At 42.8% G+C, this 23,509-nt stretch carries 27 protein-coding genes and 1 riboswitch; of the genes, 14 read left to right on the forward strand and 13 right to left on the reverse strand.

Annotated elements, in window-relative coordinates; all coding sequences use genetic code 11:
* Nucleotides 1-156: 156 nt before the first annotated feature.
* From AZE41_RS02005 to AZE41_RS02030, 6 genes are all read right to left on the reverse strand, one after another.
* A complete protein-coding gene (locus AZE41_RS02005; RefSeq protein ID WP_067205017.1) occupies nt 157-1,173 on the reverse strand; it encodes a ThiF family adenylyltransferase in 1,017 nt (338 codons plus the stop codon).
* A complete protein-coding gene (locus AZE41_RS02010; RefSeq protein WP_187047759.1) occupies nt 1,170-1,943 on the reverse strand; it encodes a thiazole synthase in 774 nt (257 codons plus the stop codon). The genes AZE41_RS02005 and AZE41_RS02010 overlap by 4 nt, the downstream gene beginning before the upstream one ends.
* The gene (thiS, locus tag AZE41_RS02015; protein ID WP_067205021.1) at nt 1,940-2,146 is read right to left on the reverse strand and encodes a sulfur carrier protein ThiS; all 207 of its coding nucleotides are present in this window, start codon (nt 2,144-2,146) and stop codon (nt 1,940-1,942) included. The genes AZE41_RS02010 and thiS overlap by 4 nt, the downstream gene beginning before the upstream one ends.
* Nucleotides 2,109-3,209 carry a glycine oxidase ThiO gene (gene thiO / locus AZE41_RS02020; RefSeq protein WP_067205024.1) on the reverse strand — a complete coding sequence of 367 codons (1,101 nt, stop codon included), beginning with the start codon at nt 3,207-3,209 and terminating at the stop codon, nt 2,109-2,111. The genes thiS and thiO overlap by 38 nt, the downstream gene beginning before the upstream one ends.
* Nucleotides 3,193-3,798 carry a thiamine phosphate synthase gene (locus AZE41_RS02025; protein WP_067205027.1) on the reverse strand — a complete coding sequence of 202 codons (606 nt, stop codon included), beginning with the start codon at nt 3,796-3,798 and terminating at the stop codon, nt 3,193-3,195. The genes thiO and AZE41_RS02025 overlap by 17 nt, the downstream gene beginning before the upstream one ends.
* Nucleotides 3,799-4,156: 358 nt before the next feature.
* Nucleotides 4,157-4,265: riboswitch (TPP riboswitch) on the reverse strand.
* 73 nt (nt 4,266-4,338) lie between these two features.
* Complete coding sequence (locus tag AZE41_RS02030; protein WP_067205029.1) at nt 4,339-5,058, reverse strand: YebC/PmpR family DNA-binding transcriptional regulator; 720 nt, start codon at nt 5,056-5,058, stop codon at nt 4,339-4,341.
* Between the two features lie 761 nt (nt 5,059-5,819).
* On the opposite strand from AZE41_RS02030, the gene AZE41_RS02035 reads away from it, so the two are divergent.
* From AZE41_RS02035 to AZE41_RS02055, 5 genes are all read left to right on the forward strand, one after another.
* Nucleotides 5,820-6,503, forward strand: a complete 684-nt coding sequence (locus AZE41_RS02035; protein ID WP_067205032.1) for a phosphoribosylaminoimidazolesuccinocarboxamide synthase — start codon at nt 5,820-5,822, stop codon at nt 6,501-6,503.
* Between the two features lie 148 nt (nt 6,504-6,651).
* Nucleotides 6,652-7,134, forward strand: coding sequence for an RrF2 family transcriptional regulator (locus tag AZE41_RS02040; RefSeq protein ID WP_067205035.1), 483 nt, complete (start codon nt 6,652-6,654; stop codon nt 7,132-7,134).
* Nucleotides 7,135-7,166: 32 nt separating this feature from the next.
* Nucleotides 7,167-8,120, forward strand: coding sequence for an LLM class oxidoreductase (locus AZE41_RS02045; protein ID WP_067205037.1), 954 nt, complete (start codon nt 7,167-7,169; stop codon nt 8,118-8,120).
* 40 nt (nt 8,121-8,160) lie between these two features.
* Nucleotides 8,161-8,376 carry a DUF896 domain-containing protein gene (locus tag AZE41_RS02050; RefSeq protein ID WP_067205039.1) on the forward strand — a complete coding sequence of 72 codons (216 nt, stop codon included), beginning with the start codon at nt 8,161-8,163 and terminating at the stop codon, nt 8,374-8,376.
* Between the two features lie 4 nt (nt 8,377-8,380).
* A complete protein-coding gene (locus AZE41_RS02055) occupies nt 8,381-9,373 on the forward strand; it encodes an LLM class flavin-dependent oxidoreductase (RefSeq protein ID WP_067205042.1) in 993 nt (330 codons plus the stop codon).
* A 66-nt stretch (nt 9,374-9,439) separates the two neighbouring features.
* Here AZE41_RS02055 and AZE41_RS02060 read toward each other — a convergent pair whose 3' ends face one another.
* Nucleotides 9,440-9,760, reverse strand: coding sequence for a hypothetical protein (locus AZE41_RS02060; protein WP_067205045.1), 321 nt, complete (start codon nt 9,758-9,760; stop codon nt 9,440-9,442).
* Nucleotides 9,761-10,074: 314 nt separating this feature from the next.
* On the opposite strand from AZE41_RS02060, the gene AZE41_RS02065 reads away from it, so the two are divergent.
* Nucleotides 10,075-10,602, forward strand: a complete 528-nt coding sequence (locus AZE41_RS02065; RefSeq protein WP_067213806.1) for a superoxide dismutase family protein — start codon at nt 10,075-10,077, stop codon at nt 10,600-10,602.
* Between the two features lie 81 nt (nt 10,603-10,683).
* Here the strand turns inward: AZE41_RS02065 and AZE41_RS02070 are convergent, their stop codons facing one another.
* Nucleotides 10,684-11,823, reverse strand: a complete 1,140-nt coding sequence (locus AZE41_RS02070) for a zinc-dependent alcohol dehydrogenase (RefSeq protein WP_067205048.1) — start codon at nt 11,821-11,823, stop codon at nt 10,684-10,686.
* A 73-nt stretch (nt 11,824-11,896) separates the two neighbouring features.
* Nucleotides 11,897-13,024, reverse strand: a complete 1,128-nt coding sequence (locus tag AZE41_RS02075; protein ID WP_067205050.1) for a CAP domain-containing protein — start codon at nt 13,022-13,024, stop codon at nt 11,897-11,899.
* Between the two features lie 158 nt (nt 13,025-13,182).
* Between AZE41_RS02075 and AZE41_RS02080 the strand changes: the two genes are divergently transcribed.
* From AZE41_RS02080 to AZE41_RS22475, 4 genes are all read left to right on the forward strand, one after another.
* Nucleotides 13,183-14,052, forward strand: coding sequence for a putative RNA methyltransferase (locus tag AZE41_RS02080; RefSeq protein WP_067205052.1), 870 nt, complete (start codon nt 13,183-13,185; stop codon nt 14,050-14,052).
* Nucleotides 14,053-14,182: 130 nt separating this feature from the next.
* The gene (locus AZE41_RS02085; RefSeq protein WP_067205055.1) at nt 14,183-14,836 is read left to right on the forward strand and encodes a pentapeptide repeat-containing protein; all 654 of its coding nucleotides are present in this window, start codon (nt 14,183-14,185) and stop codon (nt 14,834-14,836) included.
* Between the two features lie 43 nt (nt 14,837-14,879).
* Nucleotides 14,880-15,356, forward strand: coding sequence for a polysaccharide deacetylase family protein (locus AZE41_RS02090; RefSeq protein ID WP_067205058.1), 477 nt, complete (start codon nt 14,880-14,882; stop codon nt 15,354-15,356).
* Nucleotides 15,353-15,511: a hypothetical protein gene (locus tag AZE41_RS22475; RefSeq protein ID WP_156475938.1), complete on the forward strand. Its 159-nt coding sequence runs from the start codon at nt 15,353-15,355 to the stop codon at nt 15,509-15,511. Before AZE41_RS02090 ends, AZE41_RS22475 begins: the two co-directional genes overlap by 4 nt.
* A 197-nt stretch (nt 15,512-15,708) precedes the next feature.
* On the opposite strand, the gene AZE41_RS02095 is transcribed toward AZE41_RS22475, so the two are convergent.
* The 4 genes from AZE41_RS02095 to AZE41_RS02110 all read right to left on the reverse strand — a co-directional run bounded on the left by AZE41_RS02095 (nt 15,709) and on the right by AZE41_RS02110 (nt 20,207).
* Nucleotides 15,709-17,841, reverse strand: coding sequence for an MMPL family transporter (locus tag AZE41_RS02095; protein WP_067205060.1), 2,133 nt, complete (start codon nt 17,839-17,841; stop codon nt 15,709-15,711).
* A gap of 376 nt (nt 17,842-18,217) precedes the next feature.
* The gene (locus AZE41_RS02100; protein ID WP_067205063.1) at nt 18,218-18,418 is read right to left on the reverse strand and encodes a cold-shock protein; all 201 of its coding nucleotides are present in this window, start codon (nt 18,416-18,418) and stop codon (nt 18,218-18,220) included.
* Between the two features lie 158 nt (nt 18,419-18,576).
* Nucleotides 18,577-19,575 (reverse strand): inorganic phosphate transporter, encoded by a 999-nt coding sequence (locus AZE41_RS02105; protein WP_067205066.1) that lies wholly within the window; start codon nt 19,573-19,575, stop codon nt 18,577-18,579.
* A gap of 11 nt (nt 19,576-19,586) precedes the next feature.
* Nucleotides 19,587-20,207 (reverse strand): DUF47 domain-containing protein, encoded by a 621-nt coding sequence (locus AZE41_RS02110; RefSeq protein ID WP_067205068.1) that lies wholly within the window; start codon nt 20,205-20,207, stop codon nt 19,587-19,589.
* A gap of 249 nt (nt 20,208-20,456) precedes the next feature.
* On the opposite strand from AZE41_RS02110, the gene AZE41_RS02115 reads away from it, so the two are divergent.
* Genes AZE41_RS02115 through AZE41_RS02130 form a run of 4 tightly spaced genes read left to right on the forward strand, consistent with a single transcriptional unit; the run spans nt 20,457 to nt 23,504 of the window.
* A complete protein-coding gene (locus AZE41_RS02115) occupies nt 20,457-21,068 on the forward strand; it encodes an ATP-binding cassette domain-containing protein (RefSeq protein WP_067205071.1) in 612 nt (203 codons plus the stop codon).
* Nucleotides 21,065-21,793, forward strand: a complete 729-nt coding sequence (locus tag AZE41_RS02120) for an ABC transporter permease (RefSeq protein WP_067205073.1) — start codon at nt 21,065-21,067, stop codon at nt 21,791-21,793. Before AZE41_RS02115 ends, AZE41_RS02120 begins: the two co-directional genes overlap by 4 nt.
* Complete coding sequence (locus AZE41_RS02125) at nt 21,793-22,896, forward strand: sensor histidine kinase (protein WP_067205077.1); 1,104 nt, start codon at nt 21,793-21,795, stop codon at nt 22,894-22,896. The genes AZE41_RS02120 and AZE41_RS02125 overlap by 1 nt, the downstream gene beginning before the upstream one ends.
* Nucleotides 22,893-23,504: a response regulator transcription factor gene (locus AZE41_RS02130; RefSeq protein ID WP_067205079.1), complete on the forward strand. Its 612-nt coding sequence runs from the start codon at nt 22,893-22,895 to the stop codon at nt 23,502-23,504. The genes AZE41_RS02125 and AZE41_RS02130 overlap by 4 nt, the downstream gene beginning before the upstream one ends.
* The last annotated feature ends 5 nt before the right edge of the window (nt 23,505-23,509 follow it).

Consider the following 23,509-nt stretch of genomic DNA (forward strand, 5'->3'; position numbering starts at 1 on the left):
CAGCTATTCCTGTTAAGGCGCATTCGCTTAGTTTATGTAGGTATTCAGTTGTTCACCATTTTTAGTTTTCGCAATTAGGGGGGACCATTTGGTTTACCTATACGAGGGGGTACTGAAAAAAGAGCATAAAAGCTATGCTCTTTTTTCATTCAACAATTATCCTAGCAACCCGGCAGCAATTTTCTTCGCAGTTACAATATCTTTCGTTCCATGTACAAGCATGCGACCGTCACGGAACAGCACGATGCGGTGACCGTTGTATTCACAGGCGACGAGATGCGGGTTGTGAATTAATTTTGAGACGCTTCCGCGAATTGATTCGGCAAAAGGGAGGAGTTCAAACTTTCTACTTTTAGGCCAAGATAATTGAACGGTGTCACGTCCACAAAGCACCGCTGTTTTCATAGACTCACGAGCAGAAAGGAACGGATATACTGCATTTTCGGAACAACTTGGGCAACCGGCTTTCTTCATGCTTGCAACTCCAATTGAAGCGCGGTCGCCTGTCCATAAATCAGCAGATTCGAGTTTCGGTCCAAAAGGTGTTCCCGTTATATATTTCAACACGTCAGTAACTTGCCGAGCCGCTGTAGTAACCACAACCGGGCTGATGACGCCGACTGTATCACATGTTAATGTCTGTGATGGCAATGTTTCTAGCAAGCAATGTAGACACGGCTGGTTGTCTTGAATGCCAATCGGAAACGTTAGGCCATAACTTCCGACACATGCCCCCATGAAAAAGGGGATGCCGAGTTTCAGCGCTGCATCGTTCGCTAGCAGCCGTGTTTCAATATTGTCTGTTGCATCCAATACTAAATCATGGTCGGTCATTAGATCGAGGACGTTTTGTGGCGTTACATCGACTACAATACCTGTTATAGCTACATCGCTATTAATCGCCGTCAATCGTTTCTCCGCCGCAACTGCTTTTGGCAATTGCTCAATGACGTCTTGTTCCGTATACAATTGCTGGCGATGCAGATTGGTCGACTCGATAATATCCCGGTCCACAATCGTTACACGTCCAACGCCTGCACGGACGAGCATTTCGGCACCGGATGAGCCAAGCGCGCCGGCACCTAATATGAAAATACTAGTTTTACGAATCCTTTTTTGGCCGACATCGCCAATTGGAGCGAATAATGCCTGACGTGAATATTTTTCAATCAATTCGTTACAAGTCCTTCCAGTGGGCTACTTGCAACCGCATAATCGCGCATCGGCATCCGGCCTGCTTCATAGCCGAGTCGTCCCGCTTCAATCGCGAGCTTCATGGCAAGGGCCATTTTAATCGGATCTCCAGCTTCTGATACCGCTGTGTTCAATAAAACTGCGTCAGCGCCAAGCTCCATTGCATAAGCTGCATCTTTCGGCGAGCCAATTCCTGCATCGATAATAACGGGTACATTGGATTGTTCAATGATGAACGACAAGTTAAGTGGATTCAAAATACCGCGCCCTGATCCGATAGGGGATGCGCCTGGCATGATTGCATGAACGCCCATTTCGCATAACCTACGTGCGAGCACAACATCATCTGACGTATAAGGCAGGACGATGAATCCTTCATCTAACAGCATTTCAGTTGCCCGAAGTGTTTCTACTGGATCCGGGAGTAATGATCGGTCACAACCGATGATTTCAACTTTAATCATGTCACAAAGTCCTGATGCTTTCGCCAGTTTCGCGATGCGTACCGCTTCTTCCGCTGTTTTTGCGCCCGCTGTATTTGGTAATAGTGTATATTTCGAAAGATCGAGTTGTTCCAAGAAATTTGGTTGTGATGGCTCGAAGATATTCATACGTCTTACTGCGAACGTAAGAATTTCTGACTCCGATACACGCACTGCCTCTTTTTGCACATCAAATGACGGGTATTTTCCTGTACCTAGTAATAGTCTTGAATTGAATGTTTTATTGCCGATTGTTAGCATAATTATCCTCCTCCTACAAAGTGAATGATTTCTATTTGGTCGCAGTCGTTGATCGGTTTGTCATATGCGTCTTTCGCAAGAATATCTCGGTTCATTTCCACGATGACGATGCGTTCCGCAAGTTCCAGATGCCCAAGCAGTTCCTGCACATTTTCAACTTCTGCGGGCATGTCATACCGATTGCCGTTCAGTTCGATTGTTCGCTTCATGAAAAATCCCCCTTTTCGGATCAAATGCCTTAATCCGTTCTGTATTCACTTCATTTCCGATGATCAAATCACGAATCAAGCAGGCGGTTGCAGGCGCCAATAAAATCCCATTTCTGAAATGACCAGCTGCAATATACATATTTTCATTCCCTGGAATCCGACCGATATACGGTAAGTCGTCAACGGTTTTTGGACGTAGACCTGCCCATCTGTTCATAACAGGAAGGCGGGAAAGACCAGGTATAAAACGTTCCGCAATAGCACTTAATGCCAAATTACCGGCATCAGTTATCTGCAAGTCTGTATGTCCGTATTCCATCGTGGCCCCGATGACGAGCGTTCCACCCGAGCGTGGAATTACGTAACAGCCTTTATGGAAAAGTGTATAAGGTAATTGCATGCCTACCGCATTGAGTTGCATACATTGGCCTTTCACTGCGGTCATTTGCAGCCCTGACACAAGCTTGGCACTCGCTGCACCGCTTGCAATGACTAGATGTTTTGCGTTGATAACGGACGACGCAATGCGTATCTGATAGCCGCCATTTAACAGTGTGATTTCATCGACTGTGGCCTGTTCTGAAACAGTAGCGCCCAAACTTTTAGCCGCTGCGCAATATGCCAGACAAGCCTTTTCAGGATGAACATGAACGTCTTCTTCAAAAAGATACGCACCAAAAGCAGGAGGGGCGACATGTGGAATTCGTTCGCGAACTTGTTCAGCTGAAAGATGAACTGCGTTTTTCCAACGGGAGAGGGCAATTCGTTCTTCTTCGGAACAAGCAAACTGAACAATACCACCAGTTGTATAACCGAAGTCAACCCCTGCATCACGTTGGAATTCTGAATACAGTACCTGACTTTCTTGCGCGAATGAATAAAAGGTGTCATTCAAATATTCAGAGTGTGCACCAAGCATGCCGCCAGCCGCCCGAGTAGTGCCTTGAGCGATTTTATCGCGTTCAACAAGGTGAACTGACAAACCCTCTTTTGCTAAATAATAAGCTGTACTGCAACCAATAATCCCTCCCCCAATAACGACAACATCAACTGGTTGTGACATGGTTGGCATCCTTATAGGCTGTTGTGGCAACTTCAGGATTGTCACTGCCAAAAATGGACGACATCACTGCAATTCCTGCAACTCCGCCTTGATTTAATTGCGGAAGGTGATGGGGCTGAATTCCACCAATTGCGTAGATAGGAATTGGTAGGGATTCGACGATTTGAAAAAGCTCATTGGTTCCACGGGGAGGGAGGCCGACTTTTGAACTTGTCTCGAATAAATGACCATAAAGAATCCAGTCAGCACCTTCTTTATAAGCAGTTTCAGCTTCACCATAAGAGTGGACAGATCTGCCGAAGGAGATAGCCGGGAATTTTTTTTTGAGTAGCGTTAGCGGTTCGCCGTATCCGGGAAGTTGAACTTTGTTAATCCCGGTAATTGAAGCGACATTCGTTCGCCCATGGACAATTAGTTTAGTTGAATCAAAGCCAGATTCGATTAATTGTCGAATCAACGCTATTATTTCTGAATCCATTTTCGATTTCTCACGTAAGATGGCTGCGTCGATAAAAGGTTCGATTGCTAGCAATGTATCAAGCAATTGGCTACGTTCCATTTTGTCATCTGTTACGGCAATTATCTTCATCGAACTCCTCCTTATCGAAAAGAAATAGTATATGTTTTCACCTGGGAATAGGGTCTAGTTTCAGGCGCCAACCCCTCGGGTCATAAGTCGTTTTACTGCGAGGGCTGAAGGACGCCCTCTTCGTAAACCGTCTTATGCCTGTCGGAGCTGAGCGGCGCCTTCTGCTTTTCTTGTTGTCTAGACTCCAGGCGCCAGCCCCTCGAGTCGCTTCAGTCTTGCCGAAAAGGCAAAGAGCGCCTTTATCGTCAAGCCTTCCAGCGCTTTTCGGGGCTAAACGGCGCCTTCCGCTTTTCTTCATAAAAAAAGACCACTTTCCAGGTATGGAAAGTGGTCTGTCGATGGCATTAGAATGCACTGATAGGAAGACACGCCACTTCCCTACGCAGGTACAAACCTGTTCAGGTGATAAGGGTAGCGGAGTGGAACTCGTTTCTCAGTCCTTTAAAAGGATTCCCCTAATGGTCGAATATGTTATGAAGTTGTCAATCTATTAGTAGCATAGCACGTCAACGGAATGAATGGAAGGATGAACAGTTGCGCTTAGTCGTCTAAGTGGACGTTATGATGCACTTGTTGAACATCTTCCAAATCATCTAGTACATCAATCATTTTCTCGAATTGTGCTTGAGCTTCTGGTGACAGAGTCAAGTCGTTTTGTGCAAGCATTGTTATTTCAGCGACGTTAAATTCTGTAATACCAGCACTTTTTAAAGCTGCCTGTACAGCATGGAACTGGTCTGGCTCAGCATAGATGATGACCGATTCCTCTTCATCTAGAATATCACGCACTTCGACGTCCGCATCCATTAGAAGTTCGAGAACGTCGTCGGCGGACATACCTTCAATTCCGATAACTGCAGTCGCATCAAACATATAGGAAACGGATCCGCTGACACCCATATTACCGCCATTTTTACCGAATGCGGCGCGTACTTCTGATGCTGTACGATTGACGTTATTTGTCAGTGTATCGACAATAACCATCGAGCCATTTGGTCCGAATCCTTCATAGCGAAGCTCGTCAAAGTTTTCTTCTGAACCACCTTTTGCTTTTTCAATTGCCCGGTCAATAATCGCTTTTGGTACACTATATGTTTTTGCGCGTTCTACGACAAATTTTAGCGCTTGATTCAATTCAGGATCAGGCTCGCCTTGCTTCGCTACTACATAAATTTCGCGTCCGAATTTAGCATAAATGCGACTCGTGTCCGCATCTCTTGAAGCTTTTTTCTCTTTGATATTGTTCCATTTACGGCCCATGAATTTCCACTCACTTTCGATTAAGCATAGATTTACTACAATAAGTATACAACAATTATATGCAAGTAGACGAGTGGGAATTATTAAAAATGGGCTATTAGGTTGTGTAAGGGAGAAATTTTTTACCTGTATATGTTGAATTAAAGAATCCCACTAAATTTACTGTGGCGCTCAATAAGGAGAGAGTATTAATTGGGGGGGGGATTGTAGAACGCTTGGCGCTTTGGGGATGCCTTTGCCGCGCCTGCGCTAGGATGTTCATTATCGAGAGAAATGTGATTTTGAGATGTATACGCCGAGATTATAATGTGCTTATTTTTTGCTACTAATTCTAATCAAGAAAGACACACTCCGGGTTGCAGTTTTCATCGCAGATAATGAAAAGCTCTTTCTCACATAGACTATCTAGCGCAGGCGCGTCTTCGTGGTAGCCGGAGCGATAAGACTGAAAGTGGTTTCCTTTCTGGCTTATCGCGGGAGGCATCCACAAAGCGCCGAAGCGGTATTAGGGGGAATCCTAATTCATTTCAAGTACAAGTTTTTTTCAGTAGCCTCCCAAAAGCCCTTGTAAAGCGCATACGCCGTATTCATTTGTTCAACATATATACTGTCTTTCAATTATGAGAATTTGTCTACTATCGTACAGTTTTGGCGTGGTAGAAAGAACATTAACCGATATTTAAGAAAAACTCTTTTTCTTATGACGATTCTCAATTATACTAAAGGTGAACGTTCATCCTACTATAGAAGGGAACAGACGCATGGAACTCATATATAAAGGGAAGACGAAAGATGTATACAAATTGGACGGCAACAATGTACTACTGAAATTTAAAGATGATGTAACCGGAGAAGACGGGGTTTTCGATCCTGGCGCGAACACAGTTGGCTTATCGATTGAAGGCGCGGGGCAATCCGGACTTCGGATGACGAAATATTTCTTTGAAAAAATGGCGGATAAAGATATTCCTACTCATTATGTAGATGCTAATATTGATGAAGTAACGATGACAGTACGATCAGCGAAGGTATTCGGCAAAGGCCTTGAAGTGATTTGCAGATACCGCGCTGTTGGAAGCTTCTTACGTAGATACGGTGCGTACTGTGAAGAAGGACAACCTTTGGATGCCTTCGTAGAAGTCACGCTCAAAGACGATGACCGTAACGACCCGCCGATAAACAAGGATGGACTAGCACAACTTGGTCTATTGACAACTGATGAATACGTTACGCTCGAAGCATTAACGAAAGAGATTTCAGGCGTAGTTAGAGCTGAACTTGCAGCAAAAGGTCTTGACTTGTATGATATTAAACTCGAGTTTGGACGCGACGCTGAATCAGGTAAAATCATGCTGATTGACGAAATTTCCGGTGGGAATATGCGCGTCTATAAAGACGGTACATATATTGCACCAATGGATCTTGAAAAATTGATACTTGCATAGATGACAAACCGCTGTTAATTCCACGAAACTGGAGTTGGCAGCGGTTTTTATTACAATCAAATAAATGTACTTTACGAGTACTGTAAGATAAAATTCGATAAAGAGGATAATGAATATCTACATTAGATTAATAAAAGAGGCGAATTTTATGCAAATGAAAACAGGCGTTGAGCAGTCTGTTTATGCGATTCTCATGCTAAACATGCTGCCGGATAGAGCAGTACTACCAGGAGATGCAATCAGCCAGCAACTGGGAACCTCACCAACATATTTTCAAAAGTTGTTGAGAAAACTGGTCAGTGCAGACTTGATTACTTCTGTGTCAGGTGTAAAAGGCGGGTTCAAATTAAAGAAAAAGCCCGAAGAGATTCGGATATACGATATTTATCTCGCAATAGAGGGTCAGCAATCCCTTTATTCCGCGAGCGGGATTCTCGACGACATGCTTGATTTGGAAAAAGAAGATACAGGTTGTTTGTTAACGGACTTAATGGGAGAAGCTGAATCGGTTTGGAAATTCGTACTGAAGCGTGAAACAATCGCATCCCTATCAGATGGAATTCAGACAGAGCGCTATCAAGAGAAAGTGGAATTTCTACAAGAATTGATTCGCGAAAAAATGGTTCTGTGATTGAAAAGTGTGGCAGCTAGGAGGATGACATTATGGGGAAATTCCAATCACATAATGGTTTTGCACGAACGTTTAAGGAAAACAAATTAACGCTTGGGTTTATGTTTCCTTTGGAGCCGGATGCTGGAAGTCTCCCCAAGATGGATTTGAAAGAGCAAATGACGCTTGTGAAAAAAGTAGAAGATCTAGGATTTGCTTCTTTGTTTGTTAGAGATTCTCCGTTATTCGATCCTAAATTTGGAGATGCAGGTGTTATATATGATCCTTTTATTTTTCTCGCCTATGTAACAGCACATACGAATAAACTCGCGCTTGGTACTGCAAGTGTCGTCACAACATTACGTCACCCCCTGCACTTAGCCAAATCAGCTGCATCTTTGGATAAAATGTCTAATCAACGTTTCTTGTTTGGCGCTGCAACTGGTGACCGCCCAATCGAATTTCCCGCATTTAAAGTGGAGCGTAATGATAGGGCAGAATTGTTTCGGGAGTCGTTAACGGTCATGAAAAAAGTGTGGGAAGAATCATACCCACAGGTTCATACAGAAAGGGTTGGCATGACAGAAGGGGATATTATTCCCAAGCCTGTCTTAGCCGATATCCCCGTTTTAGCAACAGGCTATTCTGGTCAAACGACTGAATGGCTGGCAGAACATATGGATGGCTGGATGTTTTATGCGCAAGAAGCGAATCGCCAGCGTGAAATGATCAAACTTTGGCGACAGGCAACGGGTGAGTTTAAACCATTTATACAACCATTGGTTATCGACTTATCAGAGAATCCGTTGGCCGCACCGAACCCAGTACCTATAAAAGTAGGCTTTAGGTCAGGTCATAAGTTTCTAATCGATTACTTGTATGCTTTACAAAATATTGGTGTTAATCATGTTATATTGGGTTTGAAAACGGGTAACCGCCCCGTGGAAGATGTAATTCAGGAAATAGGGGAATATGTACTTCCTCACTTTCCATCAATTGAGAAGTGAAGCCATTGAAAAGTAAATGATAGGGGAAGAGGGAGAAAAAATGATTAAAGACTTAGACCGCATTAATGAGCTAGCAAAAAAACAACGTGAAGAAGGTTTGACAAATGCCGAAATGGTTGAACAAACAGTATTGCAGCAAGACTACTTACGAGAAATTCGTGGGCAAGTTCTGAACACTGTTTCAGGTATAACTGTGATTGACCCACTTGGGGAAGATGTCACACCTGAGAAGCTTCGCCAAGAGAAGGGACGTTAAACATATGAGATTAAGTATACTAGATCAAGCACCTGTTACTAGTGGAAATACTGCCCCAGGTGCTTTGAAAAAAGCAGAAGAACTGGCTATCTTGGCAGATGAATTAGGCTATCATCGGATGTGGATGGCTGAACATCATGGAACAAAATCATTTGCAAGTTCAGCACCCGAAGTAACAGCAGCTCACTTGGCTGCCAAAACGAAAAACATTCGTATTGGTACAGGCGGTGTAATGATGATGCATTATTCGCCATTGAAACTAGCTGAAGTGTTTAAAACATTGAGTGCATTTTCTCCTGGTCGAATTGACTTTGGTGTCGGTCGCGCGCCGGGCGGGGATAACCAAGCCATTTATGCATTATCAGAAGGCCGCAAACCGATGGTCAATGATATGTATGAGAAATTTGAGACGGCACTCCAATTGATTAACGATGAAGTGCCGGAAGACAATTTGTACAACAAAACAATCGCAACCCCTTCTACTATCGTTTTACCGGAAGCATGGTTGCTTGGTTCGAGCGGCAACAGCGCAATCCAGGCAGGTCGGATGGGTGTAGGCTATTCGTTTGCGCAGTTCTTCAACGGCGGTATGACTAAAGAGATTTTAGATGCATATAAAAAGAATTTCCAACCCTCGGCGTTCTTGGAAAAACCGGAAATCAATGTGTCCTATATGGTAACGGTAGCTGAAACAAAAGAAGAGGCTGAATTCGAAGCTGTACCTCAGGACATTGCCCGTTTAATGCTAATGAAAGGTCACCTCGGGCAATCCTTAACACCTGAAGAGGCCCAAGATTATCCGTTGACGGAAATGGATCGTATGACCATTAAAGAAAATCGTAAACTGCATTTAGTGGGAACAGCTAAAGAGATTGCGACGCTGTTACAAACAGAGCAGGAGCATTACGGATTTGATGAAGCCATGATTTGCAGCATTCCTCATTCGCAAAAGAAACGCTTGGATGTTTATCGTTTATTAGCGAAGGAACTGTTTTAAAGTTAATTAAATAAAAGAGATAAACCGCCGCCAATTCGACGTAAACTGGAATTGGTAGCGGTTTTTTTACTTGTTTGTATCATTTGCCGATTTTTCAAGTGTATAAAATATAGTGAAGATACCTAGTGAAATAACGATTAGTTCACGAACGATGGTTCCACCCAAATTTAATTCATCGGCTAGGATTCCACCAAGAATTCCAGTATAGCCAGCAACACCTATCGACATAACTGAGATGATGTAAAGTAAATACTGAGCTATTCCAAGCTTTTTACTTCTCCAAATAAAGACAATACTTGATAGCAATCCGATGATTAACAATTCATCAATTTTATTCAAATAACTTTGCAAATCAGCTAAAGACATTGTAATTGTCAAGAAAGACATGCGATTTCCACCCTTTCTGTCAAAGGTAAGACGAAGTGATATGGAATTAGTTTCCTGGTGTGTTAACCCGATCTGTGTTTAAGCAATCGCAGAAGAAACTATAAGATATAGATAATTGAACATATGAATACGTGTAAAAAGGGAGTGAAGGCACTCCCTAAGCGCTGAAGCGTAATTGAAGGGAATCATTATTTCAACTTAGATAGGAAAATAATTCTACTTTCCATACATATTAAAATGAATTAAAGCCATCCTCCTTAGTAAAGAGATAGTGAGGAGGAATTATATTGAAACAAAAAATTGTACTATCCATTATGTTGTCTGCGCTATTGATTGCTGGTGGGTGTGGAAAGAATGGAGTGAAATTACCAGTCACTGGAGAAAGCGTCCAGTCGGTGATGTCACCGATTTTGAACACGAAAGGGGATAAAATTGGTGAAGCCAACTTTGTTGAAGGAATCGACGGTGTGACAATCAATATCCAGGCTGAAGGATTGTCGCCAGGCAAACATGGCGTTCATATTCACGAAATGGCTGTGTGTACACCACCTGATTTTAAATCTGCAGGAGACCATTTCAATCCGGGACATAAAGAACACGGGTTTGATAATCCAAAAGGGTTTCATTTAGGTGATCTACCGAACCTCGAAGTCGATGCAGATGGTAAGGTCACTGCTGAAGTGACGACTGCATTAGTTACGCTAAAGCCAGACGTTAAGAACTCACTTCTTGATGCTGACGGCAGTTCGCTTGTTATTCATGAAAAAGTAGATGACTACAAAACGGATCCATCGGGTAACTCAGGTGATCGAATTGCCTGTGCGGTTATTAAAAAGAAGTAAGGGATAGTCATGAAAAGTATACTTTAGACCACAAAAAACCGGCGGATACATCACTAAGATGTGCATCCACCGGTTTTTCATTCAAGGCTTCAATATGACTTTAATACACTCATCTTCATGATCGTGAAAACGCTGATAAGCGGTAGCAGCTTCTTCAAGTGGGACCACGTGGGAAATGATTTCTGTCGGGTCGAATTCGCCTTTCGTGATTTTATCGAAAAGCATCGGCATGTAATGAATGACAGGCGCTTGTCCCATTTTTAGCGTAATATTGCGTTCGAAAAGATTGCCGAGAGGGAACATATTGTAAAGGGAACCATAAACGCCTGTTAGCTGGATGGTCCCAAACTTTCGAACGGATTTATAAGCGATATCAATAGCGCTTAATGTTCCGCCTTGCAGCTTCAATTTCTGTCCAGCTTTCTCAAGCATGTTCTTTTTACCGTCCATTCCGACACAATCAATGACTATGTCGACCCCGCCGCTGGTCATCTCTTTAATGTGGCTGCCTATATCGTCGAATTTTTCGAAGTTCAGTGCTTCCACTTTATTCATTTTAACAGCATGGTTTAGGCGGTATGGAACGTGATCGATTGCCAACACACGTTTAGCGCCTTTCATCCAAGCAAACTTCTGAACCATAAGACCGACTGGCCCGCATCCGAGGACAGCGACCGTATCACCTTTTTTAACACCCGCATTTTCTACGCTCCAATAAGCTGTCGGCAGGACGTCCGACGTGAAAAGAAGGGCTTCATCAGGGAGCTCACATGTTTCAGGGATGACAAACGGTGTAAAGTTGCCATAAGGAACACGTAAATACTCGGCTTGTCCGCCTGGGTAATTGCCGTAGCGTTCGGTGAATCCAAGATAACCGCCCGTGTCCACATGGGGATTCGGATTCGAATTGTCGCATTGACTTTCCATTTCATGGTCACAATAAAAACAATGCCCGCATGCCAAATTGAACGGGATTACGACGCGATCCCCTTTTTTTACTTTCGTCACATTGGGCCCGACTTCTTCGACAATACCCATCGGTTCATGGCCGATGACATAGTCCTTATGCGTCGGTATAGCGCCCAAATAGATGTGCAAATCTGATCCGCAAATGGCAGTAGAAGTTACCTTGACGACAATGTCATCATGCTTTTCAATTTTTGGGTCATCCACTTTTTTTACTTTAATATCTTTTGCACCTTGGAATGTAACAGCTTTCATTGATAAATCCCCTCCATTATGCTTAATAGTCTATCCAATTCCTTGAATATGACCCATTAATCCTAAATGGAGCTTATTTTAGCAAAAAGTTCTCTGTATAATAAGGCTGCAATTTATCATTGAACGAAACGCCCGTACCCAGGTGGCTGTAAGTATCTAGCAAAATATTTTCACGATGTCCCTCGGAATTCATAAGGCCTTCATGCGCGAAAATACTGCTTGATTGGCCATATGCAAGATTTTCACCTGCACCCCGGAAACTGACGCCGTCATCTTTCATTCGATCGAATGGGGATTTCCCTTGCTTGTTTTCGTGGCTAAAATAATCATTATCTGCCATATCCGCACTGTGTTTGCGCGCTGTAACAGCTACGTTTGACTCCCATTTTAGGATGGAAAGCCCGTGACGGACGCGCGCTGCATTCGTTAAGTCGAAAAGTTGTTGTTCGAACCCGTTTCGTAAGTTTGCATCACCGCCGGCATAGATGCCGGTTTTTTTCTTTTCCAATGAATCGTTAATTAGCTGGATGGCTGTAACTTTGTCATTTTGATGTAAATCATAAAAAACATAAGTGTAGGTATCGCCTGATTTGAAGACGTCAAAACCTTCACTTTCCTGTAGCATGTAAATGTTCAACCCTTTTCGAATTTCTTTAATCGGTTCGCCGAATGTTTCGCGCACCGTTGATTTTAAAGAACCGTATTTGATGCCAGCAGTTGATGAAATGAGGTCGTCATTTGTATAAATGGCGTTCACTATCTGTTTATCATCGAACGAAACCATGACGAAGTTTTGATAGCCATCATGATAAGTGAACCATTCGGTACCGTATTCGTTCATGGATTGATTTTTTGGTTCCCCAAGTTCAGCTGTCACGTTTTCTTGTGGGCTACCAAGTTCGATATTGTGGATTGAGACCTGGGTTTTCAAGGGTTTATCCAACACTGGTTTTTCTGCAACAGGGATAGATTCTTCGGTTTCAGTTGTCTTTGAAGTTAGGTAAGATAGTGCTTTATCTATGGTGTTGCTGATGGAACGGATTGTTGTGTCGAGGGATTCCTTTGTCAAAAGAGTATCGATTTTTTCATCGACAGGTTCTAGAAAAGAGATGTCGACATATTGTGAGACTGGTTCTTCCCAGTACGGTTTTGTGAAATAAAGTGCAGCAATGAAAAGGATGAAAAGGAATAATCGTTTCATGGAATCGCCTCCTACCTGCTATTGTAACCCCATGGGACTAGTTGAATACAGTATGAAGGTATTTATGGTGACGGTAATAAACTGGGTTCGCTCCATTTCCAGTACTCGTCGAAAAGCTGTATACTAATAGAACAAATGATGAACGGGGTTTTCAACGTATGACTATATCAAAAAAAATATTCAATGCACAAGTGATGGAAAGCAACTCGCATTTATTTAGATGTCCAATCTGCGCATCTGGAATGGTCATGGAGGACAAGTCGCGGCTCGTTTGCGCAGACAATCACTCATTCGATTTATCAAAAAATGGCTATGTCAATTTAGCACCGCAGGCACATGTGACGAAGTATGATAAATCGCTATTTGAAGCAAGAAAAACGGTAATGAGCAGTGGGTTTTTCAATCAGGTTCTGGAATTTATTACACATAAAGTTCATGAGCATCTAGAAGGGCGGGAACAGGCCTTCATTCTGGACGCGGGTTGCGGGGAAGGCACGCACTTGTCGGCAATTCTTTCACAGCTGCCTGGTAAAACAACTGGAATAGGCATTGATCTTGCAAAAGAGGGGATTACTGCGGCGGCGAAAGAGTATCCAGGTTCAATTTGGAGTGTCGCGGACCTGGCGAATTGCCCGTTCCAAGAAAGCCAATTCGATGTTATATTAAATATTTTATCGCCGGCAAATTACGCAGAGTTTACGCGTCTTCTAAAACCAGATGGATTGTTTGTGAAAGCAGTACCGGAAAGCGGTTATCTAAAGGAGTTACGAGCTGTTTTTTATGATGATGAAGAGCGCACAGGCGATACGGATCCCGTTGCGCGCTTTGCGCAACACTATGACGCTGTCACAACGGAACGGATTACGTATGTATTCCCGTTATCGTCGGGGCTTCTTGCACCGCTTATCCGCATGACTCCGCTCACGTGGGGCGCGAGTGAGGAAAAGATTGAAGAAGCGCTAGGAATGGATATACAGAACATTACAATCGACTTCACCGTCATTTCAGGTGTGAAGAGGGTTGAGTAAAGAAAGGGGCGAGGAAGATGTTTGGTGGAATTAGCAGTGTTCCAAGCTGGTTTTATATTCTCGCGATTGCGGTAGTTATACTATTTATTATTATTATGGAATGGAAGACGCGCTAAAGGGGGATTCATTTATGACTAAAAAAAAGGTTAGTAAACGACAGAAACCGAAGTTGTCTGTTACTCATAAGGCTATGCAAGTGGAAGCGATTCTCGATAATGAAGGATACATTGAAAAAGTCCGCATTGACGGAGGTCATATGACAGGTGCGGAAGGTGAAAGACTGACTTTCGATGACGTGATCTTTAAAGATGTATCGTTTGCGGGAAGTGATTTAGCGGGAGCAGAATTTGTTGATGTAGTGTTTGATACGTGCGATTTATCCAATGTTAATTTTCAAAGTGCCATGTTCCACAGGTGTGAAATCGTTAATTCGAAACTGACGGGTGCGGACTTTGCGAATGCGAAAGTGGGGCATACGTTAATCAAGGAATGTGATGGGCGCTATATTAACTTCAGCTTCTCTAGCATGAAGGAAGTTGAATTCGCTGAGTGTAATTTAACAGATGGCGATATTTATGAAAGCTCATTTAATAACGTGCAATTTAAGTTGTGTAAGCTGGATAATATTAACTTCACTGAAACGGACTTGAATGGTGTTGACTTGTCTGATAGTACATATGACCGGATTGAAGTCACGCTCCCGAAAATTGCAGGCTGTATTGTGTCAAAAGATCAGGCAATTGGCTTCGCACGTGTGCTTGGATTATCCGTGAAAGAAGAATAATGGTATACTTAAACGAAATCAGAGTGGAAAAGAGTGAACATATATGTTGACATTTGAAGAGAAACAACAGATTATCGAAACAATTCCCGAACTTACACGTAAAGATGTGTCAATGAAACGGGTCAACTATCATTATGAAGAAAGCTTATATGAAAAAACAGTCGTCGTTCAGCATCTTCACCCGAACGGTAACGGTTTTATCTATGTAGCGGGAATTCCTGGTTATGATACGGATGAACGTGGTCTCGTCAATATCCGTGAAGCTTCAGAAGAGGAACTACGGAAAATTATTGCAGATTCTATCAAGGCTTTATCTGAAGGAGCACCTGAACCGCAGGCTATTGTACAAAAGTTTGTGAACAATGAAGGTGAAGAGCTAATCCTTATGGAAGAGCAAGGCTTCTGGAATTTGTATCACGGCTTGAATCTTGAAGAAAGTTTCGGTGATTATAACGAAGCGGACGTCTATTTGATTGAAGAGGAATTCGTCAGAGTTGAAGACGAGGATGATGCGCAGTGAAAGGTAAAAACCTTGTCATCGGCCTTGTGCTAATTACGTTATTAAGTATTATTGCTGTTTATTTCACGATGAAGGCAACAGTCAATAATATGGAAAATGGGATGGCATCGATTGTGACGGTTGTTGAATTGATAGAAGAAGTTGATTATCGCTAATTGAAAAAGCACACCAGGGATTAATCCTTGGTGTGCTTTTTCTAAAGCTAAAATGTATACGTTTTTTCCACTGAGTCGGTGTCTAGCTCCAGTGGTCAGATGCTCGGGTCATAAGTCGAACCGGCTATGCGGTAAAGTGCACCGCTTCGCCGATCCGTCTTATGCCTATCGCATCTAGACGACTGCTTCCGCTTTTCTTAATGCCAATTTCCTAGCTTATAGGGCCCTTTTCTAAACGGTAACCACCAGTTCCATTTGCCGAACAGTTTCATTAAGCTTGGAACGAGCAGTAGGCGAATAATCGTTGCGTCAATGGCGACTGCTATCGCGATGCCGACACCGATCTGCTTCACTGGCATAACGTCCGTAAAGGCGAATGCCCCTGTCAGAACGATCATGATCAGTGCCGCAGACGTGATGATCTTACTTGTTGTTGCAAGACCTTCAACAGTTGAGTGGTCATTATCCAATGTCTTCGCATACTCTTCCTGCATCCTTGAGATGAGGAACACTTCGTAGTCCATACTTAGTCCAAAGACAAGACTAAAGACGATGACAGGGATGATAAGCGCAATTGTGCCTGCTTCCAATCCGAAATGACCATACTGGAAAATATAGACGAGAATACCGAATGTGGCAGCCAATCCGACGATGTTCATCAAAATTGCTTTAATCGGTATTAAAATAGATTTAAAAGCAATCATTAGGATGAAAAACGTCGAGACAAGGATAACCAACAGAACGTACAAAATCTTATCCAGTATTTCATCGAAGATTTCCTGATTGAACTTTGGTTGTCCGCCGATGGATAAGTTCCACTCCGTTTGCTTGTCGGACCAGTCGCGCGCCCAATCTTGTGCGGCATCTGAACTGCCATTAGCTCTAAGTGTCACAGGAATCATCAGCTTGTCGTCTTTCACAAATGTTTCAATAAGAGGGGAGAGTCCGGCGGCGATTTCAGGCGCCAACATCGCTTGCTCCCATTGTTCGACGGAATCGATGTCACTTGCAGTAAAAATTGTCGTTACTTTATCTACAAGCGGATCGTTTGAAAGTTCTTTTTCAAGTTCTTTCATGGACTGGAGACCTTTTTCATCCACCCAGCCGTCCGCACGTTCTGCAATGACATAGACAGCGGCTTGGTCAGCCAGCCCAAACTCTTTATCAATCAATTCAAAAGCTTGGCGCGTATCATACGACTTTGGCAATGAATCAATTGCTGGAATTGTTAAATCCATATTTTTCACTGGAATTATTGCGATACCGAGTAGGATAAACGCAACAATTGTTATCATAACGGGACGCTTAATAACTGCGTTGGCAAATTTGCGCCAACCGTTTGCTTCAGCTGATTTTTCTTTCAATAGCTGCCATTTGTCAATCCGGTCGCCAAGCGCAATAAGTACGGAAGGTAACAAGGTTATAGATGCCAGGACAGCCATTGCTACGACAATCATACCGCCGATTGCAATGTTTTGGAAAATGTCGACCTGTATAAGCATCATTGCGCCAAGTCCGATGAACACACAGAAAGCGGAAAAGATGACGGATCTTCCTGCTGTTCGAATCGTAGTGGAGATAGCTTCATGCATGTCGCTCTTTTTGCGTTCTTCACGATAACGGCTGATGAACAACAAAGCGAAGTCTATACTAAGCGCAAGTCCCAGCATTGGGATGATATTCAAGACAAAAATGGACAGGTCCATTTTCCCGCCAAGAATGGCCAATACACCGAACGAGGATACGACAGTTACAATACCAATAATTAATGGTACGAATGAAGCGACGACAGTTCCGAAAGCGAAAAGAAGTATAATAATTGCAATCGGTAACCCGATTGCCTCTGCTGTCATTAAGTCACGTTGGCTAGCAGTGTTAATGTCCTTTGAAATAGCGGAAGCACCTGTAAGTGTGATTCCTTTTTCATTACCGACAGCCTCTCGGATATCCGTGACGACAACAGACATATCTTTCTCCGCGTTATCAAAATGAAGAAGTGCATAGGAAGTAGTGTTTTTATACTGTGTATCGATGTCTAGCGGTGACACAATTTCTGAAGCGACCTTAAGTTTATCTACGTTAGTGAGTGTAGATGCTATTTTTTCATCTGGTACATTATCGAAAACGAGGAACATGGTTTCTGCCGGCATATCGAATTCATCAGACACAATATCCATGACTGCGGCATGTTCGCCATCTGTTTGGAAGCCGTCACCTTCTAAAAGTCCGGGCAACTTAATCGCGAATAGCGTCAATATGACGAAGATTGCAATCCATGCAAAGATAATATATTTATGTGCGCTTGTTACAAAACGCGCAAGTGTACGCATACAATCATTCCTTCCTGTGTATAGATTGACTCTATTCTTCTATAATAACGGAAAATGATGGGAATGTCTTTTATCGAAGGAGGCGGCACAGGTTAGGGAATCTAGCATGAGTGAAAATCCGCAAGCGGTTACTAAACGAGTCTATGTAGGTAATAATAGGTTGCATCCTGGAGGGAAGTTCATCGTATATAGGTTGAAATAAGAATTACATTGAATTCGCTAGGGGATGCTACCCTCCAGTCTTAGGGTTTCTGATACCCCTAGTAAGGCTCCAATGCTCAGTTTATTATAAGTACTTAGTAGTCACCACAATTAATTTTGGACAAAGAAAAAAGCCATTCCCCGAAGGAAATGGCTTTTGAATGGTTAATTCAAATTAGTTTTTGTTTACGTTTGTAGCTTGAAGACCGCGTTGGCCTTGCTCGATTTCAAACGTTACATCTTGGCCTTCTTCAAGAGACTTGAAGCCTTCTCCTTGAATAGCTGAGAAGTGTACGAATACATCGTCTCCGTCTTCGCGTTCGATGAAGCCAAATCCTTTTTCTGCGTTAAACCATTTCACTTTACCTTGTTCCATGTGTGTTTCCTCCTCGTATGCTTTGTGCATACATTGTATTACTATCCTTGCTCAAGTCTTGAAGCGGTCAAGATTTATTCGAGACCATCATGCCGAACAAAAATAATTCTTCTTTATCATAACAGGGATATTAGCACATTGCAAGAGAAATGTTTGAATTAAAAAAACAAGTTAAGGATCTGATAGACAATCGCAGCGATTGTTGCTGAAATTGGTAAAGTAATAATCCATGTCGTGACAATCGTTCTAGCGACTCCCCAATTGACACCTTTTACACGTTGAGCTGAACCTACACCCATGATTGCGGAAGAAATGACGTGTGTTGTACTAACCGGTAAATGGATAAGTGTCGCTCCAAAAATAATCATAGCAGATGACAAATCAGCTGCTATGCCGTTCACTGGACGGATTTTCATAATCTTGCCGCCGACAGTCTTAATGATTTTATAGCCACCGATTGATGTTCCGATCCCCATCGCTGTCGCGGCAGCAATCCGGACCCAAAGCTGAATATCGTCCGACGTCTGCAATTCTGCTGCAATCAATGCCATTGTAATTATACCCATGGCTTTTTGCGCATCATTTGTACCGTGTGTAAACGATTGAAGCGCTGCTGTTCCGATTTGCATATAACGAATTCGTTTATTTGCCTTAAATAAATTCTTGTTCTTCAAGGTCACTTTGAATATCGACATTACAAGGAAGCCGCCTGCAAGTGCAATGAACGGAGAAATAAGAAGCGCTTGTAATATTTTTAGGAAACCGCTGTAATTTAAAATGCCGAAACCTGCTGCTGAAATAGCCGCGCCAGCGATTGAACCGATTAAAGCATGGGATGAACTGGATGGGATTCCGAAATACCAGGTAATCAGATTCCACGCAATTGCTGATATAAGTGCCGCTAAGATGACAAGCGAACCGTTTTCGAGAACGAATGGATCGACAATGTCTTTTGAAATCGTTTTTGCGACTCCTGTAAAAGCGAGAGCGCCGACGAAGTTCATGACAGCTGCCATCATAATAGCGGTTCTCGGTTTCAGTGCACGAGTCGAAACGGATGTTGCGATGGCATTCGCCGTGTCATGAAATCCGTTGATGAAATCAAAAGCGAGTGCGAAAACAACGACTAGTATGGTAAGGAGAAGTATTGTATCCATTTGGCTCCCCCTTATGCGTTACGCATAATAATTGATTCGATTGTGTTGGCAACATCTTGGCAATAATCGGCGACATCTTCAAGCTGTTCATATATGTCTTTGAATTGGATAATGCGAATTGGATCCTTTTCATTAATGAAGAGTTGTTTGACCGATGTACGGAAAACTTCATCACAAACTCGTTCGTAATCTTTAATAAGTACTGCGTGATCGTGCATCGCTTCAAGTTTTTTCCTCGCAAGCAATTTCATCGCTTTAACGATTTCGTCGGTACTTTTCACAATGTTTTCCATGAATTTCTGTACATACTCATCAATTTCAGTAAGAGAGAACATTTCAAGATGTGCTGCAAAATGTTCAATACCATCAAGAACATCATCCATCTTAATGGCCAAATTCATGATATCTTCCCGCTCAATTGGTGTCATGAACGACTTGTTAAGCTTAGTAATGAGATCGTGGATGAGCGTGTCACCTTCCGTCTCGTAATTTTTAAGTTTAATGCTTACTTCTTTCAAGTCGGCAACTGTCACCACTTTAAAGTCGTTGGCATAATGAACCGCTTCTTGCACATTTTCAGCAATGGTTAATAATGCTATGAAAAAAGGGTCAGGTTTACGTGAGCTGAACATTGTTGTACCTCCGTCCCAGTATGGGAAATAATTTTTTAACAATCCCATCATATCAAAAACAATTTGAGATACCTACAAATTTCGACGATATCTGCACAAACTTTACACAATCTTTACAAAGACCCTACAAAGGATTCACAAAAATCAAATCTGTATAGAAAAAGTGACAATTGTCATGAAGGAAAAATGACTCAATGTACTCCACAGAATACCCTCTTTATCAGTAAAGTTAACGTAAGAGGTGAGAGTATGTTGGGAATTATTAATCTTTTTGTGGAGTTTAAACGGAAAAACGTGTTAAGAGATATTAACTTGGAAATTGCATCTGGGGAAGTAGTTGCGCTATGTGGAGCAAATGGAGCGGGGAAATCAACAATCGTATCCGTTATAGCAGGAATCGTCCATCCTTTAAGCGGGAGAATTCTACTGGCAGGGAAACCACTAGGAAGGAAAATGAAATCGGAAATAGGCTTCATGTTCCAACACGCCGAATTCATGGATAATGTGAAGGTCAAGGAGATGCTTTGTTTATTTCAATCCTTCTATAGAAGTCCTTACTCATTCAACGAGCTTGTCCGTCTTGGATTATTGCAAGATATGCTCCTTAAAAAGACACATGAATTATCAGGCGGTGAGCGTAAGCGGCTGTCATTTGCATTGTCGATGGCAGGTAGACCACTCGTGCTGATTGCGGATGAACCAACTGCGGGAATGGACGAGGAAATGAAAAAACATTTCTATCAACAACTAAAGCTTGCTGTTGATGAAGGGCTTGCCGTTTTACTGATTACACATTCCAGGGAAGAAAGAGAAGTTCTTGCACATCGAATTGTATTGTTGAAGGAAGGGGTTGTGCAATGACTAAGCCCTTTTTATTGTTGACAAAAATTGAAGTGTTGCGCATGCTAAGAAACCGCTATTTTGTCATTTATGCCATCGTTCTTCCCATCGTCTACTACCTAATCTTTTCGCTTTCGAATGAACCAGAGCACTATGCATATCTACTTATCGCAATGCTTGTCTTCAGTTTGTTGTCGGGAGCTGTCACGACATTTGCTATTGGACTTGCATACGACAACAGCAGACCTTGGCGTACATCTATGAAGGCATTGCCGGTTTCCGAATTAGTCGTTTCAGGTGCGAAACTGATGGCACAGCTCTTATTGAATAGTATCACGGTTGTGATCTTAATCGTTTTTGTTCAGACGATTCACGGGCTCCCAGGCAGTGTAGGGCAATGGTGTATGATTGCGGTATGGTTTATCGGTGTGTCCGCGGTGTTCATGACGTTGGGTGTGGCCATCAGTTCATTTGGGAAACAGGGTACTGTTTCTGGTATTGCAAACTTTACGTGGATATTTGTGATGTTTTCTGCAGGGACGTGGATTCCGATTGAACAGTTTCCGGGCTGGGTGCAACCTATTGCAAGCGGGTCTCCAGGAGCAATCGCGATAGCGGGTGCCTTCCGTTTACTGGGTGGAGGTTATCCCTTGATTGGTCAAATGGGTGGACTTATCTTTTATTCGATGCTATTTATAGGGGTTTACTGGGTTGGAGGATATATAAATAGAAGGGCGGCGAATTAATGAGCAGGAGATTTGCAGTTTTTCCCGAAGGTTTAGGTAGGGAACCGTATACTATTTTAATCTACATGTTGTTTCCGCTCATAGGGGCGTTCTTTTTAGAGGGCATGGAGCGTATGTTTTCAATCCTTCTGCTTGCTCCCTTTTTATTCGTCTATCGCCAGTCCTATTGGCGTAACAGCTATCTAGTGTTCGTCATAGTGCAAGCGATTATTATTGGTTTTTGGGTGTATATGTTCGGACCGGTTTTTTTCTGGCTGAGTGCCTTCTCTTCAAATATGATTTCGTTATTGTCCGGACGCAAGCGCATCGCGGCTGTCGGCGTCTATATAGTGGTTGGGATTGTCTATGGCGTGGCTAAGGACTTAAATATAGTGCAAACATCCATGTCGCTTGTACCTATTCTGCTCGCCATCTTTAATGCTTATATGATTTCATCAAGACGAAAATGGAATGAATCCCAGCGAGAATTGGAGAAAGCACATAGTCGGATTGATGAATTGGTGAAGCAGCAAGAACGCCAGCGAATCGGGCGTGATTTGCATGATACACTTGGACAAAAGCTGTCGATGATTACATTGAAAACTGAGCTTGCCGAGAAGCTACTCGTTTCAGACACAGAAAGAGCTGCGGGGGAGTTACGGGAAGTGATTACAATCTCGCGCGAAACATTAACACAGATGCGGGAGCTTGTGGAAGACCTTGATACAGGCACGCTTGTCGATGAATTGACTGCCAGCCGGCAACATTTACACAGTGCAGGAATCAATTCTGAAGTAAACGGAGAAATCCATTCCATTAATCGTGGGTATGAAAAGATTGCTGTGATGGCAATTCGGGAACTTGTGACCAATGTCGTTAAACATAGCGCTGCATCATGGTGTCAAATTAACATTGCACGTTCAGTGGAAGGTGTATTAATTGAAGTCGCTGATAACGGAAAAGGTATCGATGAAGCGGTTCCAAATCATGGTATGACAGGCCTGCAAAACCGGATTGGGCTTATTAATGGAACGATTGGATGGAAAAGCGGTAAAGAAGGGACAGTCGTTCAGTTATTCATTCCGCTACCGAAAAGTATTGAAAAGGTGGGTGTCGTCTCGTGATACGCGTCGTAATTGCAGAAGATCAGGCGATGGTGAGGGGGGCTTTAATAGCACTTCTTTCTATAGAAGAGGACTTAGAAATCATCGGTGAGGCAGCAAATGGCTTGGAAGCGATTGAAGCAGTCGAGCGATTACTGCCTGATGTCTGTATTTTAGATATTGAAATGCCGATTATGAACGGCTTGGAAGCTTCAGAAAGATTAGTGGAGAAATACCCCGGTGTGGCGATCATCATGTTGACGACGTTTGGCCGAACTGGTTATCTACAGCGTTCAGTGAATGCAGGCGTAAAAGGTTTCTTATTGAAAGACGGACCGAGTAGTGCACTTGCCGAAGCAATTCGCATAGTAGCCGCGGGTCAGCGAGTTGTCGATCCAGAACTGGCCTTTTCACTATTTACAGAAAAAGATCAGTTATCCGAGCGGGAGCAAGAGCTTCTTATGCTGGCATCAAAAGGTTTGGCGAATAAAGAAATCAGCAAGCAGTTATTTTTGTCGGAGGGAACAGTAAGAAACTACTTCTCGGACATCTTTCAAAAGTTGCAAGTAAAAAGTCGGACAGAGGCAATTCACGTTGCCAGGAAAAACGGTTTAATTGATATGGAATAAATTTG

Source organism: Sporosarcina psychrophila, assembly GCF_001590685.1.
GTDB classification, from domain to species: Bacteria; Bacillota; Bacilli; order Bacillales_A; family Planococcaceae; genus Sporosarcina; species Sporosarcina psychrophila.

Bases quoted from the DNA above. Each gene is read 5' to 3' on its own strand.
- AZE41_RS02120 (WP_067205073.1), top strand. From the start codon at position 21,065: ATGACTAAGCCCTTTTTATTGTTGACAAAAATTGAAGTGTTGCGCATG.
- AZE41_RS02080 (WP_067205052.1), top strand. From the start codon at position 13,183: ATGACTATATCAAAAAAAATATTCAATGCACAAGTGATGGAAAGCAAC.
- AZE41_RS02055 (WP_067205042.1), top strand. From the start codon at position 8,381: ATGAGATTAAGTATACTAGATCAAGCACCTGTTACTAGTGGAAATACT.
- AZE41_RS02025 (WP_067205027.1), bottom strand. From the start codon at position 3,798: ATGAAGATAATTGCCGTAACAGATGACAAAATGGAACGTAGCCAATTG.
- AZE41_RS02085 (WP_067205055.1), top strand. From the start codon at position 14,183: ATGACTAAAAAAAAGGTTAGTAAACGACAGAAACCGAAGTTGTCTGTT.
- AZE41_RS02045 (WP_067205037.1), top strand. From the start codon at position 7,167: ATGGGGAAATTCCAATCACATAATGGTTTTGCACGAACGTTTAAGGAA.
- AZE41_RS02065 (WP_067213806.1), top strand. From the start codon at position 10,075: ATGTTGTCTGCGCTATTGATTGCTGGTGGGTGTGGAAAGAATGGAGTG.
- AZE41_RS02110 (WP_067205068.1), bottom strand. From the start codon at position 20,207: ATGTTCAGCTCACGTAAACCTGACCCTTTTTTCATAGCATTATTAACC.
- AZE41_RS02125 (WP_067205077.1), top strand. From the start codon at position 21,793: ATGAGCAGGAGATTTGCAGTTTTTCCCGAAGGTTTAGGTAGGGAACCG.
- AZE41_RS02050 (WP_067205039.1), top strand. From the start codon at position 8,161: ATGATTAAAGACTTAGACCGCATTAATGAGCTAGCAAAAAAACAACGT.
- AZE41_RS02090 (WP_067205058.1), top strand. From the start codon at position 14,880: ATGTTGACATTTGAAGAGAAACAACAGATTATCGAAACAATTCCCGAA.
- thiS (WP_067205021.1), bottom strand. From the start codon at position 2,146: ATGAAGCGAACAATCGAACTGAACGGCAATCGGTATGACATGCCCGCA.
- AZE41_RS02070 (WP_067205048.1), bottom strand. From the start codon at position 11,823: ATGAAAGCTGTTACATTCCAAGGTGCAAAAGATATTAAAGTAAAAAAA.
- AZE41_RS02030 (WP_067205029.1), bottom strand. From the start codon at position 5,058: ATGGGCCGTAAATGGAACAATATCAAAGAGAAAAAAGCTTCAAGAGAT.
- thiO (WP_067205024.1), bottom strand. From the start codon at position 3,209: ATGTCACAACCAGTTGATGTTGTCGTTATTGGGGGAGGGATTATTGGT.
- AZE41_RS02105 (WP_067205066.1), bottom strand. From the start codon at position 19,575: ATGGATACAATACTTCTCCTTACCATACTAGTCGTTGTTTTCGCACTC.
- AZE41_RS02100 (WP_067205063.1), bottom strand. From the start codon at position 18,418: ATGGAACAAGGTAAAGTGAAATGGTTTAACGCAGAAAAAGGATTTGGC.
- AZE41_RS02035 (WP_067205032.1), top strand. From the start codon at position 5,820: ATGGAACTCATATATAAAGGGAAGACGAAAGATGTATACAAATTGGAC.
- AZE41_RS02060 (WP_067205045.1), bottom strand. From the start codon at position 9,760: ATGTCTTTCTTGACAATTACAATGTCTTTAGCTGATTTGCAAAGTTAT.
- AZE41_RS02040 (WP_067205035.1), top strand. From the start codon at position 6,652: ATGCAAATGAAAACAGGCGTTGAGCAGTCTGTTTATGCGATTCTCATG.
- AZE41_RS02095 (WP_067205060.1), bottom strand. From the start codon at position 17,841: ATGCGTACACTTGCGCGTTTTGTAACAAGCGCACATAAATATATTATC.
- AZE41_RS02075 (WP_067205050.1), bottom strand. From the start codon at position 13,024: ATGAAACGATTATTCCTTTTCATCCTTTTCATTGCTGCACTTTATTTC.
- AZE41_RS02115 (WP_067205071.1), top strand. From the start codon at position 20,457: ATGTTGGGAATTATTAATCTTTTTGTGGAGTTTAAACGGAAAAACGTG.